Source organism: Paenibacillus sp. 203, from assembly GCF_037027525.1.
In the GTDB taxonomy this organism is placed as follows: Bacteria; Bacillota; Bacilli; order Paenibacillales; family Paenibacillaceae; genus Paenibacillus; species Paenibacillus polymyxa_B.
Genome location: NZ_JAXCHD010000005.1, coordinates 193970 through 208811, shown reverse-complemented (window position 1 = coordinate 208811; position 14842 = coordinate 193970). Strand labels below are relative to the sequence as shown.

At 45.3% G+C, this 14842-nt stretch carries 13 protein-coding genes; 6 read left to right on the top strand and 7 right to left on the bottom strand.

Going from position 1 to position 14842, the window contains the following annotated elements:
- Position 1: 1 nt before the first annotated feature.
- The 6 genes from WA407_RS13300 to WA407_RS13275 are packed head-to-tail and all read left to right on the top strand — an operon-like array spanning position 2 to position 6485.
- Positions 2-1105: a pentapeptide repeat-containing protein gene (locus WA407_RS13300; RefSeq protein ID WP_336077527.1), complete on the top strand. Its 1104-nt coding sequence runs from the start codon at positions 2-4 to the stop codon at positions 1103-1105.
- Positions 1106-1117: 12 nt separating this feature from the next.
- The gene (locus WA407_RS13295; protein ID WP_336077526.1) at positions 1118-1630 is read left to right on the top strand and encodes an imm11 family protein; all 513 of its coding nucleotides are present in this window, start codon (positions 1118-1120) and stop codon (positions 1628-1630) included.
- Between the two features lie 12 nt (positions 1631-1642).
- Complete coding sequence (locus WA407_RS13290; protein WP_336077525.1) at positions 1643-2272, top strand: hypothetical protein; 630 nt, start codon at positions 1643-1645, stop codon at positions 2270-2272.
- Positions 2273-2303: 31 nt separating this feature from the next.
- Complete coding sequence (locus WA407_RS13285) at positions 2304-2759, top strand: DUF4280 domain-containing protein (RefSeq protein ID WP_023989777.1); 456 nt, start codon at positions 2304-2306, stop codon at positions 2757-2759.
- A 25-nt stretch (positions 2760-2784) separates the two neighbouring features.
- Positions 2785-5922 (top strand): HNH endonuclease, encoded by a 3138-nt coding sequence (locus tag WA407_RS13280; protein WP_336077524.1) that lies wholly within the window; start codon positions 2785-2787, stop codon positions 5920-5922.
- Positions 5923-5951: 29 nt separating this feature from the next.
- Positions 5952-6485 carry an SMI1/KNR4 family protein gene (locus WA407_RS13275; protein ID WP_250266435.1) on the top strand — a complete coding sequence of 178 codons (534 nt, stop codon included), beginning with the start codon at positions 5952-5954 and terminating at the stop codon, positions 6483-6485.
- Positions 6486-6834: 349 nt separating this feature from the next.
- Here WA407_RS13275 and WA407_RS13270 read toward each other — a convergent pair whose 3' ends face one another.
- From WA407_RS13270 to WA407_RS13240, 7 genes are all read right to left on the bottom strand, one after another.
- Positions 6835-7716, bottom strand: a complete 882-nt coding sequence (locus WA407_RS13270; RefSeq protein WP_235308975.1) for a carbohydrate ABC transporter permease — start codon at positions 7714-7716, stop codon at positions 6835-6837.
- A 54-nt stretch (positions 7717-7770) separates the two neighbouring features.
- Entirely contained in the window at positions 7771-8652 is an 882-nt protein-coding gene (locus WA407_RS13265; protein ID WP_039273005.1) for a carbohydrate ABC transporter permease, read from the bottom strand.
- Between the two features lie 26 nt (positions 8653-8678).
- A complete protein-coding gene (locus WA407_RS13260; protein WP_336077523.1) occupies positions 8679-10022 on the bottom strand; it encodes an extracellular solute-binding protein in 1344 nt (447 codons plus the stop codon).
- A 134-nt stretch (positions 10023-10156) separates the two neighbouring features.
- Complete coding sequence (locus WA407_RS13255) at positions 10157-10957, bottom strand: response regulator (protein WP_025723251.1); 801 nt, start codon at positions 10955-10957, stop codon at positions 10157-10159.
- 2 nt (positions 10958-10959) lie between these two features.
- Positions 10960-12726 (bottom strand): cache domain-containing sensor histidine kinase, encoded by a 1767-nt coding sequence (locus WA407_RS13250; protein WP_336077522.1) that lies wholly within the window; start codon positions 12724-12726, stop codon positions 10960-10962.
- Between the two features lie 266 nt (positions 12727-12992).
- Complete coding sequence (locus tag WA407_RS13245; protein WP_336077521.1) at positions 12993-13985, bottom strand: Gfo/Idh/MocA family protein; 993 nt, start codon at positions 13983-13985, stop codon at positions 12993-12995.
- Positions 13986-14197: 212 nt separating this feature from the next.
- Complete coding sequence (locus tag WA407_RS13240) at positions 14198-14641, bottom strand: HEAT repeat domain-containing protein (RefSeq protein ID WP_013311410.1); 444 nt, start codon at positions 14639-14641, stop codon at positions 14198-14200.
- Positions 14642-14842: the final 201 nt, after the last annotated feature.

The following is a 14842-nucleotide window of genomic DNA, read 5'->3' as shown; positions in this document are numbered from 1 at the left end:
GATGGATAAACAAGCAGCGTTACACCATTTTAAAGAAAATCATTTTACACCCTTACTGGACATTCAGATGGACATGCTGGAAGCCATGTTTCATCGCTACCAAGCTCAACTGATTTTCGATTTCAAAGAATCATTTAGGGATTTTTGTATACACATTTTGAGCATGCAGCAACAAGATCAAAAAGAACCCATTGGATATATCCACTACTCGTTTTTGCGTACTCAGATGCTGGAGCAAACCTACCTGTATATGGTCGAGGCTTATTCTGCTGAATGGTACGAAGATGATTCCGATTGCAAATTAACCTATGACGCTTCATGGGCCTATGCACCGATGAGTACCATGTTGGAAACCTTGGAACAGGAACGAAAAATATATATGGGGACGATTACTTCTGTAGACGTTGAACGAATGATGCTGGAATCCGCTCCTTTTTTCCACCAGTTTGTGAACTCCCTCCTGCGCTTAGGGATGGCAGAAGTGGTTCAAATGCCTGAGTACCTCGCCATTCATAAAGCTAATCGTGTAGCTATCCGAACGGGCGAGTACAAGGATATCAGCGAGAATCTATATGTCGAAGATCAGGAAGCACTTCTTGCAGATCATGTGAGAGAGCAATTGATACATTCCAGTGAAGAAGAACCCTATGTTTACGAAAACCTAAAGCGGCTTTCTCTTCCCCACCTTCACCTGATGCAAAAGGATTTGCGCTATAACGATTTTAGTCACAGTGACTTACGAGAAAGCCAGTTTCACAGCTGCATATTGATTGGAAGCATCTGGCAACAAGCGAATCTAGCAGGAGGCAACTTTCAGGGATGCCTACTGACCGATACGGATTTTAGATATAGCGATTTGAGAGGTGCTAACTTCAATAGTGCCAGCGGACAGCCGTATCGGGAACATGGAGTTCGGGTGCCGGGGCTATGTGGGCTTCATTTTGAACACGCCAACCTGGATGGGGCTGATTTTACAGATGTACATTCGTTTGAACATGCATATTTTGAGGGGGCTTCGATGCAAGGAACTCTTATCCCACGAAAGTACCAACAGCATTGGAAACTAAGCGAAGCACAGCGTCAATCTATTGTGTGGACTGAATAAGGAGGAATGTGTATGCGCCATTATTATGTGCTGGTCGATGATCATCGTATTTCCCGAAACATTAAACCGATGAATTTAGACCTTTTTAAAACGCCATTTGTTGGCATGCCTCCGGCTCAGGTTTTAGATGTTCATGCGACAGAAGATGCCGAGTACACGGACTGGCTACCGTTTTCACCCTCACAACCGCTATTTTCCGATCCTATGAAACGGATTCTAGAACTATACAATACACAAGCTCGTTTTAAGCAAGTGTATATCGTGAACCGTGAACCTAGCCGTCAGGAATTATATTGGATTTCATCTGTTCCCTCTGTGGATGGCATTTCAGAACAGACTGAATTTTATGCGCACGACCAAACCTTAAAACGACTTGTGCTGGATAGCCAAAAGGTGAATGGACATCATTTTTTCCGACTCTCCAACGTGAGGGAACCTTATTTTATCATTAGCTTGGAGGCTGCTGAAAGTTTGCTGCGGCGGAGTTTGAGTGGTTTTCGGCTACAAAAGCTAGAACTCTTATAAGGAGGTTCAACCTTGACGGAGCATTGGGATGAATTTTTTTTAAAACTGCATCATCAACAAATATTGAAAGAGCAATTAAGTACAGCGGAAAACGATGAAAGCTGGATGATGGTAACTATTGAAGAAGCGATGGAGGGAATTTCAAAAGGCTCGCTAACCCTATCGGATCAACAGGAAATCCGGTTTCAAACCCTTCCTGTCTTTGAAGATCAACTCACCATTTCCCTGCCTGACTCTCTTATTCCAGAAGTTCGGGCGGGACAGACGGTAGATCCGTCGAAAAGTTTCGTTGTTCAGGACAAGCTGGGTGGAATTCTGTTCGGTCTGCACCAAAGCAGACAAGAACTGGACCCCACGCAAATAGAAATCTATCAACAACAAATGATTGAGCAAACGAGTCGTGCACAACCAAGTATGAAGCTCGTGGATGAAAAGGCTCTTTCTATTCAAGATACCATCATTGGCTGCTATGAAGCTATTTTTCTAGTTTCCCCCTCTCCCTATTATCAGATTGTCTTTGTGCGTTCCTGGCGCGGCAAAGCTATGATCGGGAGTTGCCAATTTAAGCTGGAGGATGCTCCCCTCTGGGTCCCGTTAACCTATGCCATGCTGCACACTGCGACATGGTCGGAGCTTTCTTGATTCTATACCTTTTATCCAAGGAGGTACTTATATGTTTTTACCTTTACTTATTAAAGCTCTAGCCCAAGGTGCACTCAGCGGAGAACATTCTTATGTGGTGAGAGGCGCCAAGTTACAGTGCAGTCAAGGTACAGACCCTGGTGTGCTCAATATGATGTACAGCCACGGTGTCTTCATTAAAGATAAGCCTGTTCTGAACGTGGACGATGCCATTTGTGGAGCCAATATTAGCAAAATCAATGCTTTTGGATTGTGTAAATTGAAGCAGGGTCTTCCCTGTGAACCGGAGATTGCGTTTGGGTCCAAGTGGACAGGCGGGAAAGAAGACGTATTGATTGAGGGGGCACCTGCCCTACTCAACAATTCGACCTTAATGTGTAGCTGTCAAGGTGTACAAGAGGCCATATCCTCCTTTTTTGGTGCAGACAGCACGGGATCGGGTGGTGGAGGCATTATCTCCATTACAGATGACGGACAAGATGGCTGATTTTATCAAGCAAGGAGAGTAAGGGATGAACATCGTAGCGAAAGACCGCTTTACCTATCAGCACTTACATGTCACTTGGCCCTATGGCAAGCTGCGTCTTAGTCACGTCCATATGAGTCACGAGCTCGGAGAACATGCCAGACTGATGATCACGGGTAGTCTAGAAGCCGATCAGGCAGATACAATCATTACCAAAGCAAGCAGCGACGACAAAGTCGAACTCTGGTATTCCGATGCCAAAGACCAGAAGCATCCCTTATTTATGGGACAACTATACTGCGTAGATGTGGAGCACAGACATCAGGAGATCGTGGTAACTCTCGACGTCATTTCTCATAGTTTTAAACTAGATACGCAGCTCAAAAACCGCTCCTTTCAGCACATAAACCAGAAATATGTTGAAATCGTCGACGCAGTGCTGGCCGATTATAAGGGCTCGGACAAGATTGATGAAGCTTTTGAGAAAAAAGTGACAGGCCAGTTCATGATGCAGTATCAAGAGACGGATTGGACTTTTTTAAAACGGCTGGCTTCGCATGTGGGAGCTCTTCTCGTCCCAAATATCGTTTCACACCATGCACAAATTTGGATCGGTATTCCGCAAGCGAGACAGCATATTCATTTGAAAGAGGTTCCTTTTGCGTTGCAGCGCAAGATTGCTCCCTATCTGGATCAGGAGGCGAATGGCTGGCAATCTGCCCATATTGCAGACTATACTCGATATACCTTTGAGTGGGATCGAATGCTGCAATTGGGAGATGAAGTGGAGCGCAATCACGAAACCTACGTCATCACCAAACGTGAAGGACAGTTGATTCGCGGCTTAATGACATGGTCATATGAATGCGCATTGTCGCAAGGCTTGAAGGTTCCCAAAGTATATAATCGAACGATCATTGGCGCCGCTATTGAAGGGAAAATACTAGATGTCAGCCGGAATCAGGTTCGATTGCATTTGGATATAGACGATCAGCAGAATCCCAAGGATGCCCAATGGTTCCCCTATTCTGCAGAAGGGAATCAGGTTTGGTATCTGATGCCGGAAAAAGGTGCACAGGTGAAGCTGTATTTTCCAAGTGCTGACGAAGACGATGCGATGGTCATACAATCGGTCCGAACGAAACCATCCAGCGTTGCTGTCCCTTCATCTCACGTAGCTCAAGGTGCCGTGGTCGAATCGCCTGCAGTACGCCACCAGCGTAAAACAGCCGATCCCGGAGTCAAATCCTTTGCGAACCCGCAAGGAAAAGAAATTTCCTTGGGAAACTCCGAACTGTCGATGAGTGCACAGGAAGGGTCGCTGTACATCTCCATGAATACCCATAACGGTGTCAGCCTGAACAGCACCCAACGTATACAAATTCAAGCCACAGGCAGTCTTAGTCTTTCGGCAGGTAGCATCCTGCTGCAAGGAACCAACGGCTTACACTTAAATACGACAACTGATACGTTGGATTTGGAGCAGGAAGTCAACAGCGTCAGCTCTGAGATTCAACTTAAAGCTTCCCTCCATCAATACTACCCAGAACCGATTTTGTCTGACTTTGAGAAGCAAGTCGCTGAAAAGGGAATCCAAAGTGTGCTCGGAGCACGTGTTAAGGAAAACGTAGGCGCCACGCTCAAGGGAGAATGGGATGCGGGTATAGAGTTTTTAGGCGGTGTATGGGACTCAGTTGTCGACATAGCGGATATGGGAACCATGGTAATGACTCCTTTCGTTATGCCGGGAAATTACACTGGTAAAGGTTTTCTGGAACGCAATGAGACGCTTGAGGGTATTAAGGGCGGTGCAAAGTTTGGCTGGGACTATATTGCCGATTCATTCCAAGGAAAAAAAACAAAGAAAGATGTGGTTCACGACCTTGAAACCGTGTGGGACGGCATAAAAAGCATACCCGATCCGATTGAGCGAAAATTGAATAATTTCTTCCCTAATCCATTGACCGATACCAAACAGGAAAGTTACGACGCAGGATATGACAGTATCAAGGCCGTTGAACGTGTAGCAGATATTTATGGGTTTGTCAAAGGCGGCGCAAAGTTAGTTAGAAAGCTGGGTAAGTTGGGTAAGTTGGGTAAAGAAGAAGCCTCCTTATCTAAGGGACTCAAGGAAGCTGAAGAAAAGAAAGCCGGTAAAGGAGGGACACCGGGGTTATTCGGAGATTCAGCAAAGGCCGACTCTGCTCTGGCCAAAGTTGGAGATGGAAAATTCAAAACGAATGCCATCCGTTTTCCAACCAATTTTGAATCCTTAGGGAGTTACTTGCAAAGTGTAGCAAGAAAGATGAACATCCGTATAACTAAAAGGTTACCCATTTTCGAAACTGCTGGAGGTCATTATCGGTTTCATGATCCTGGTCCTGACGTTCCGCATTCCAAAGGTTCCGGTGCAAAGATTTCGCCTGAGAGACAAAAACAAATTGATGCGTTAGAATCAGGAGAGTATACGGGTAAGAGCACTAAAACGCTGGAGAAACACGATTACATTCCTGAAGATGTAAAAGACGTCGTTAAACAAGTTAAAACTAAAGGTACTTTAAGAGAAGGAATTGATTCCAACGGTAAAGTAGTTAAAAGGTGGATAGTTCCAAACGGATTTGAAAGTGTTGAGGATTTACTAAAAAAAGCGAGGGATGGTAAAGTGGATGTTACAAAATGGGGCTATACTAATGTGCAAAAATTAGAAGAATCAGTGAACAATCTTCAAAGTAATTATCTTAACAACCCTAAGTATAAACGTCCTAATGTTTTAAATTCAGGCAATGCAGGAGCAAAATATAAAGGCGTGGAATTTGATCCATTAGGTTTCCCTATATTCGACAAAAAATATATCAAATTTGAAATTTCCTTACTAGAGAGTCACACATCAAAACAACTACTGAATATGTCTCGTCCTAACCATTTACAAGCTTCAACAAAGTTATACTTTGAAAAGCTAAAACTGGAGGCAAAAGCAGCAAATTTGGATTTAAACACATATTTAGAGGATGTATTAAAATATGATAAGAAACAAATACGTGCCATTATAAAAGGGGATGATAAAATACCTGGCTTTACTTGGCATCACCATCAAGAAACAGGAAGAATGCAGTTGGTAGATGAGAATGTTCATGGTAAAGTAAATCATACTGGTGGAAATAAAATTTGGGGTAATGGCGACTAAACCTCTAATAAATTAAAGGGAGAATTAAAATGGGATATGAGCTAAAATGGTCTGATAATATAAATTTAGATGAAAGCAAATTGAGAGGTCTTGAGGAGCGATGGAATATCCGCTTTCCTAAAGAGTATGTAGAAATTGTGCTGAATCATGATGGATCGGTACCCTATATAATAGATCAAAATGGTGAAGAGATTACGGGCGTTGTAAAAGTACCTGGGAAATTAACATGGTCTATACAACTATTATCTCTAATAGAAAAAGAAGTTCTTGGAGAAGTAATTTCTCCAATTGAGCTGGCGTATGATACTTTGAGCGAGGCGTTACCAAAAAATATATTCCCCTTTGCTATTAATGGATCTGGAGATAAATTTTTATTTGATTTTCGGAAAGATAAAAATGAACCCCAAATTTTGTTTCAAAACCATGAAGATTTAATTTTAGAAAGTGAAATAACCGAAGAGGAATTAGAAGAAAAATCACTTGAAGACTGGCAAGACGAAACATTAGATTTTGTATGTGAATCATTCGCAGCTTTTCTTAAATTAATTTCTCCTAGAGACTAAAAGGATTACTCTTTGAAGCTACTGCCCTAAACATAGCTATAAATAAATGAACTTAATTATATAGATTCGGGAGTGAATTATTTAGAGAAATCATTATTAAATATATATTAAATGCATTTATTCTTTTTTTTAAGATGGGTCACTCTAAAATTTTGAAAGTCCATTCCAATTTGAATCATAAGAGGAATGGACTTTTTCAATTTAAAGAAGAAATAAAAAATAGCAGTCCCACCAATCTCCCTGCACCAAAACAATAACTTGCCATCCCCCTAGCATTCATCGGACAAACCGAGAGGTTTGTTCCAATGTTTACACTAGAGGGTACTCTTCTAACCCTGTGGAATTTGTTTTATCCCTTAACCGATCCTGCCGCAATCCCTTCCACAATCCGGTCACTCATGATGAGGAACACTAGCAAAATGGGCAAAATGCTGATCATCAACGTAGCTCCGATAGCTCCCCAGTCGGTCGTATATTGTCCGATAAAGTTCTGGACACCAACGGTCAGTGTTTTGTTTTCGTCCGAGCTGATGAACGTATTAACGAAAATAAACTCATTCCAGTTATAGATCATGTTAATAATAGATGTCGTTGCCATGACAGGGGTTGTCATGGGCAGCACGATTCGGAAGAACATCCGGTTGACGGAGCAGCCGTCCATAACGGCCGCTTCTTCCACTTCACGGGGCAAGGCGTAATAGAAACCCAGCAAGATCATCATCGTTGTCGGCAGATTAAAAGCAACATACGACAGGATGATGGAGAGTGAAGTATCTGTTAAATGCAGTTTGAGAAACATACTGAACAACGGAATCAAGGTGGAATGGACTGGAATCATTAGTCCGACCATAAATAGCCCGAGAACCAGCTGACTTCCTTTCCACCGCATACGCGTAATGGCAAACGTTACAAAGCTGGCCAGCAGCACCGTCAACGCCACGGATATGACCGTAATCCACACACTATTGAAAAAATACCGCCCGATATTGCCGCTGGTCCACACATTCATATAGTTCTCCCAATGCGGCTGGGGCGGGAGTGCAAACGGCGGAAGGTTAAACACTTCCTGATTATTTTTAAGCGAGAACAGCATCAGCCACACCAGCGGTAAAAGCTGCGTCACCGCCAAGATGATTAAAATGATATACAAAGCGGCATAACCGACCCGAGTTAACATTTTGCCGCGGGTAGCGACTCCAAGCGGATAGTTGGCGGCTGCCTGGGTTTTCATATCCGTTCCTCCCTCTTCCTGTCCTTTGTTACCCTCATCTATTAGCAAGCTGCATTATGAATACTGGATGGTGTCACTCGTAGCCGTAACCTTGCGGATCAGCCACGTAGCGATTAGACAGATGAGCAGCAGGGCAAAGGCTGTAGCACTGCCGTATCCAAAATCAAAGCTGCGGAATGCCTGGTGGTACATGTAAGAGGCCATCACTTCACTGGCTCCATTCGGTCCACCGTCCGTCATGACGTAGATGAGGTCAAAATATTTGAGCGAGCCGACAATAGACAATATGATCGTAACGTTAATCACCTCGCGCAGCAGGGGCAATTTGATACGAGTCGCAATCTGCCAGGCACTGGCCCCGTCGATTCGGGCAGCCTCCATCAACGTTTCGGGAATGTTTTTCAGCCCGGCATAATAGATCAGGATATAAAAGCCTGCATATTGCCAAATAATCGGAATGAACAAAGCAAACAGCACCAAGGACGGATTAGCTAACCATTCAGGCGGATTGTGGACTCCGACCGACGCCAGTATGGAATTGAACACTCCGTTCGTTGGATGATACATTTTGAGCCACAGCTGTGCGATCGCTACAGATGACAACAGCATGGGAATCAGATAAATTTTCCGCAGCAGATTCGCTCCCTTGATTTTTCCTGATAAAATCATCGCAATGACCAGATAACCGATCAGACTGATGCCTGAAAACAAGGCCAACAGCAGCGAATGCCAGGCACTTTGCCAGAATGCACTGTCTGTGAGCAAATGTTGATAATTGTCCAGCCCCACAAAGGTCATAGAGCCGATTCCATTCCACTGATTCAGGCCGTAATAGCCGGTCAGTACGATGGGCACATATATTACGGCGAATAACAGCAGCAGAGAAGGCAATACATATAGAGCAATGACAAGCTTATTGGACATGACCTTTTCCACGGTCGGACCTCCTTAGGTGGTCAATTTCAATTTTCTTTCTCGATGGCAGCCTTATGCCGCTCGGCAAATTGTTGCGGTGTCACCGCTTTACCAAACAATGCCTGAATCATATTCAAATGTACCTGTGCTGCATTCGGCTTCATCTGTACATCGGCGAACAAGGTAATGCTGCTGGCTTGATTCAGTCCGTTCAGCAAATCGACATACAGCTTGGGCAATTTTTCTTTGGAGGTGTCCACTTTCGTCGCCGGAATTACGCCCGCCTGTGTGACCGATTGCTCTCCCCACTTGACTACGAAGTATTCAACGAACGCTTTGGCCTCTTCTTTTACCTTGGAATTTTCCGAAACGAACAAACCTACTCCCGGACCTCCTACCCAACTGTTCTCGTTGCCCTTGCCGCCTTCAACCATCGGGAATTTAAAGAAGCCAATTTGATCTTTAAATGCTTGCGGGATTGCAGGATTGGTCGTAAAATTCGGCAATTCCCAAGTAGCCATTAAATACATAGCCGCTTTGTCGTTCATAAACTCGGATTTTCCCTCATCATTGGACAAGCCGTTAAATCCTTTGTTAAAGGCATTCATATCCACAAGCGTCTGGACTTCGGAGGCCGCCTGAATTAAACCAGGGTCATCGAACGATCCTGAGCCGTCAATCGCTTTTTTCAGCGTTTCGTTACCTGCTATACGGTCCGCCAGATACATATACCAGAGCGAGCCGGTCCAGCGGTCTTTATTGCCCAATGCAATCGGTGCAACTCCGTGATCCGTAAGTGTTTTCACAACTTGCTTAAATTCGTCAAGTGTCGTAGGTACCTTCAAGTTGTATTTTTGGAATATGGCTTTGTTGTAATAAATAGGTGTAATGTTCAATTCAATCGGAAGCGCATACGTTTTGCCATTCAGCGCATAAGCTTCGGTCGTTCCCGGTACGAATTTGTCCTTCAGCTTGGAACCATTCAACAGGTCATCCATCGGCGTAAATAATCCACCTTTAACGTAAGGCTCCATAAAACCCGCTGCCCAGGTGATGCCGATATCCGGCAATTCATTGGAAGCTGACAGCACTTTGAGTTTGTTTTTATATTGTTCATTTTCCAGCACTTCCTGCTGAATGACGACATTCGGATGATCCTTTTGGTATTGATCTATAATCTGAGTCACAAGCTTGCTCTGCTGTGCCGAACTTCCCTCTGGCCACAGGTGCATCATTTTAAGTGTAACCTTTCCCCCTTCTCCACTGGAACCGCCTTGACCATCCTTACCAGCACCGCAACCGGATAGCACCAGCATAAATGACAGCAGCAGGGTCAACCCAGCAAACCATTTTTGATGTGAGCGCTTACGCAAACCATACTCGTTGGACATCGTTAGACCTCCGTTTATTGTATTTATATTTTTGTAACCGTTATCATTTGTAAGTTTAGCACTTCATTTCTGCTTCCAACAGGGTACACTCATTGGGTATAATTCCACTTTTATTGGGTTTGATCTGCCTACTGTCAGTCAATATTCTCTGGTCCTGTACGCATCTGCTGCCTGTAGCGGCTAGGACTTATCCCCTCGGTCGCTTTGAATACTTTAATAAAATATTTATCTGTCCGGTAGCCTGATCGCTCGCCGATTTGGGCAATCGTCAACTGGGTATGCAGCAGCAGCTCCTTGGCTCGTTGAATCCGCAGTCGATGCAGATATTCGCTGAAGGACAAACCACTTTGCTCCTTGAATAAAACACTAAAATAGCTCGCATTCAGGTGTGAATGCGCGGCAGTCTGCGCCATCGTAATGGATTCGTGAAGATGCTCCGCCATATAGGTGAAGGCACGTCGTACCGGATCACTAAGAGTAGCCGCCTGGAGATCAAGCTCTAGCAGAACAGGGTCAGCCAGCTTGTCCAGCTTCTCGTACCGCTGCCGCTCCTCTTCCAGCCGAAGCGCTTCATTGACCGCATTCAGCAGCTCCTGCTTATCAATCGGTTTGAGCAAATAATTGACGGCTCCCAGACGAAGAGCCTGCTGGACATAATCAAACTCCGCATAACCCGAGATGACAATGATCGCTGGTCGTCGTGAATCCCGTTCCAGAGAGCGGATTAAATCCAGACCACTGAATTCCGGCAGCCGGACATCCGTAATCAACAGATGAACCGTCTCCGCACGCAGTATATTTAATGCTTCCAAACCATTATCGAATGTCACAATCCGGTATTTCCCGGCGGCCCATTGCTCCAATGTCTGGTGTATCCCCTGACGTGTTCGCTGTTCATCGTCTACAATGACAATGGTTTTGGATGAAACACTCATTCCTACCGCCCTCCATATTCATCAGGAATTTCAAAAGCGACCACAGTTCCTTCCTGCTCAGCACTATGTATCAGCACACCGTCCGTTGGATAAGATGCGCTGTCATAATAGAGCGTGAGCCTGCGCTGCACATTCACTAGTCCCATACCGGTTCCCTTGCTCTGGCAGGCTGCTCCCCCCATCAACGCTGTACGCACAGCTGCAAGTTCTTCCATTGTCATTCCAGGTCCGTTATCTATGACCGAGATCTTGGTCCAACCCGATCTGGTCGAAGGAGTGACACTGATTTCAACGCGGCCGTTGCCGATGCGATTTTCGACACCATGCAAAATGGCATTCTCTAGAATAGGCTGGATCAGCAGTTTAGGAAGCGGAATTCTGGCTGCCTCTGAAGGCATATGAATTTGCCAGCTCAGACGTTCACCCAGACGCATCTCCATCAGTTCCAGATAACGACGGATTTGCGCCATTTCTTCCCCGAGGGTCACCCAAGAGTCATGATGAGCCGGTTCGATAACATAACGAAACAGCCGCGACATGGACACCATCAGTCCCGCAAGCTCCTCCTCTCCCTTCTCCTGTAACGACCAGTTGAAAGCATCTAGCGTATTAAAAAGAAAATGCGGATTGATCTGCGCCTGCAGAGCTTTAAGCTCGGTCTGGCTTTGTAAAACCTCCTTCTCGCAAATAACACGGATCAATTCATTGATATCGACAATCATCGTATTGTACTCTGCGTTCAATTCTCGCAGCTCGACTGCTGCTGCCGGTTCTGGATTCAGGGCCAATGCCCCTTCCCGTGAACGACGCATCGCCTGAATCAAGTGACCTATCGGTCTTGTAATCAACGTAGACAACATAAAGGACATGAACAGAAATAGCACGGCACCAAGAGACGCGGAAATGATAAGTGTAGTTCGTAAAACCGTAATTCCGTCTGTGACGACGCTAACCGGAATCAGAATCAGCAGCGACCAGCCCGTCCGCTCCGACTGCTGAACCGCCTTCACATATTCCCGCTCCCCAATATGAACCGTCTGTGTCTTGCTATGCAGTACACCTGACAAATCCGTCTGGTTCATTGGTTCACCCGACAGAAGCTGGCCTTGACGATCTACAAGCAGCATGGTTTCATCCGCTTCTTCATTGACCGCTGACGCACCATTCAGTCCAAAATAACTTCGCTCCATACGGGTAATCAAGTACCCTCCACGTGAGAACCAGCGATCCACCAGACTTACCTGCCGAATTGCCAGCAGTGACCGAGGGTCTTCGGGATCAATACCGATCCATACCAGTCTTCCTTTCATCTGATTCGCTTCACGGATGTCTGCCTGTCCAATACGTTCCTCCAGACTGCCCTCTCTAATCGGAAACAACATCTTTCCTTCGGCGGTATACAGCTCCAGCGAGCCGACACTCGGCATATATGCCTGATAGCTATGCATCACTTGCAGCAGGGATTGGCGCTGTCCGAAATTTACCTTGCCCCCGTTACGCTCCTCCAGCAAAATATGCTGAACAGACGGGTGATTCGCGACCTGCTCCGTCAAGTTGTCCATCTGGCCGATTAATGCATCCAGCCTACCGCTTGCTTGTACCGCGGTCTGACCAATATGTCGCTCGGCACTGTCTTTTAACAGGTGAGATACATTGAGATAAATGAACGCACCCGCCACACTCATCATAATGAGCATCACTAGTATAAATCCGATAAAAATCTGATTACGTAATGTGTTTAATGGCTGAAACCTTGACCTTGAACGCATATGCCTTCTCCCCCTGAACCATCGCAGAAAAAATGGGTGCTGATAACGCTTTCCTTTTCCTATTCTATCGCATCATTCGTCTTTGTTGGCGTATTTTCAGCAGAGATTAATCAAAATGGGCAGGAATGCTATGAAATAGAAAGATCGTAGGGTAAACGAAAAAAATGACTCCCGACAAATGCAGGAGCCATCTACTGAAGTTCTTTCAAATCACCCAAACTAAGGTACCGTCCAGGCTCCAAAGCTTGGATATAAAAATAGATATCCTATTGGAGCGCAGCCAAAATGCGGTCGCACAGCTCCATCGTTTTCACGTTGTCCCGTCCACTTGAATCAGGCGTCCGTCCTTCTTGGCAGCAGTTCATGAAATGTGCGATTTCACCAACAAAACCGCGCAAGTACAAATCACGGTATCCGCCCGACATCGCGGAGGCTGACGGTGTCAGAACCGTATCATTTTCCGCAAGGGATTTCCAAGGAAGCTCTGTATGACTCTCCGACTTGTGAATGATCAGTGTGTTCACTTCATCCGCGTTCGCAAAACCGTGATCAAAGGTTACCGTGAACCCTTCACTCTCGCGTGTCCATGCTGTCATTCCTGCGAAGTACAGGCTGCCCACTACACCATTTTCAAATTTCAGGGCAATCGTATGGGAAATACACTCACCGTTATCGTTCGCAAATCCGGTAACCTGCACCACTTCCCCGAACAAATAACGTACCAGGTCGACCATATGAACCGCCGCCAGCTTCATGAAATCTTCGCCGGTTTTACAAAACAGGGTACTGTCCACGAGAAATTTTGCCTGAAATGAGCGTGCGGCTCCAAGCGAGCCACCCTCAATCAATTCTTTTAATTTTATGTATACAGGTGCGTAGCGCTTCATGAAGCCGACCATCAGGACAACGCCTGCTGCTTCTGCCGCATCTGCAATTTGGGCCGCTTCCTCCGCATTCCAACCCAGTGGCTTGTCTACAAAGACATGTTTTCCAGCCTTAATGCAGTCTAGTACGAGCGAAGGATGATCTGCCGCTTGTGCAATCACGACAACTCCATCACAGTCTTCCTGCTCCAGCATAGCCTTGTAATTGTCATAAGGTGTGCCGCTGCTTCCAAACCGCTGAAGTGCTATCTTCGATCTGCTTAGATCTCTAGTCGAAATCGCCTGAATTTCAGCCCCTGCCCCAATGACAGCAGGATATATATTTGTTGAAGCGTGAAAGCCAGCCCCGATAAAACACAACTTCGCCTTGCTCATGTTAGTCCCTCCCATGTACACACTAAAATAATCCGATCCCATCGTACCATAATGTTGAAGTATATATACAGTGGATAAAGATAAAGGGCGTGATTCTTAAGAAGAACAAGCTAAAAAAACCTTAACAAAGATAATCCCTTATCCTTGTTAAGGCTCTGTCTGCATCACCAGTATTGATCCTTAAATACACATTCAATTACAGGGTTCAGACATTATCTTGTAGATAACGAAGCCCATTTTTGCTCCAGCCACTGATCAAATTCAGCACCCTTGTCGCCTTCGTAGATGTCATAAATATCGACTCTCATCTTGTGCAGCTTCTCGCGAAAATCGTTATAGGTATGGTCGGCTGGCAGGCTTTTTTTAATCCGCACCAGAATCTTCGTCAGACCCTTAACAAGTTCACCCTCTTTGCGCACAGGCGGCTGTACATTCTCGCCCCATTCCTGAAGTCTGCGGTAAGCGGCTTCCTGAACGGCATATACTGTATCATTATTCAAACGGTGTGTCAGCAAGTCAATCGTCTGCTGGTTCTTCCATGCACCCAGATCGTTTACCGCAGCTAGGCGTGTTTTCCAATCGGAGGTTCGGTTTGCAGCTACTTTAAGCTGCTCATATACTTCTGCAAATTCTTGCTGAGTTTCGTTGTTTTCCAAAATCATCTCATCCTTTTCTAAAAATCAATATATTACTGTTCATCACGATTGCCGTTTGTTAAATATAACATACTTGCAGGTCTTCTTCTAAAAAAGATAAAAATGAAATGTATCGGACATGCCAGAAGGCATCATCCGCCTCAGTTGGCTGCCGTGGAAAGGCTTCGTATATCCCTCCAGATCTCGGGGTAGATAAACCGT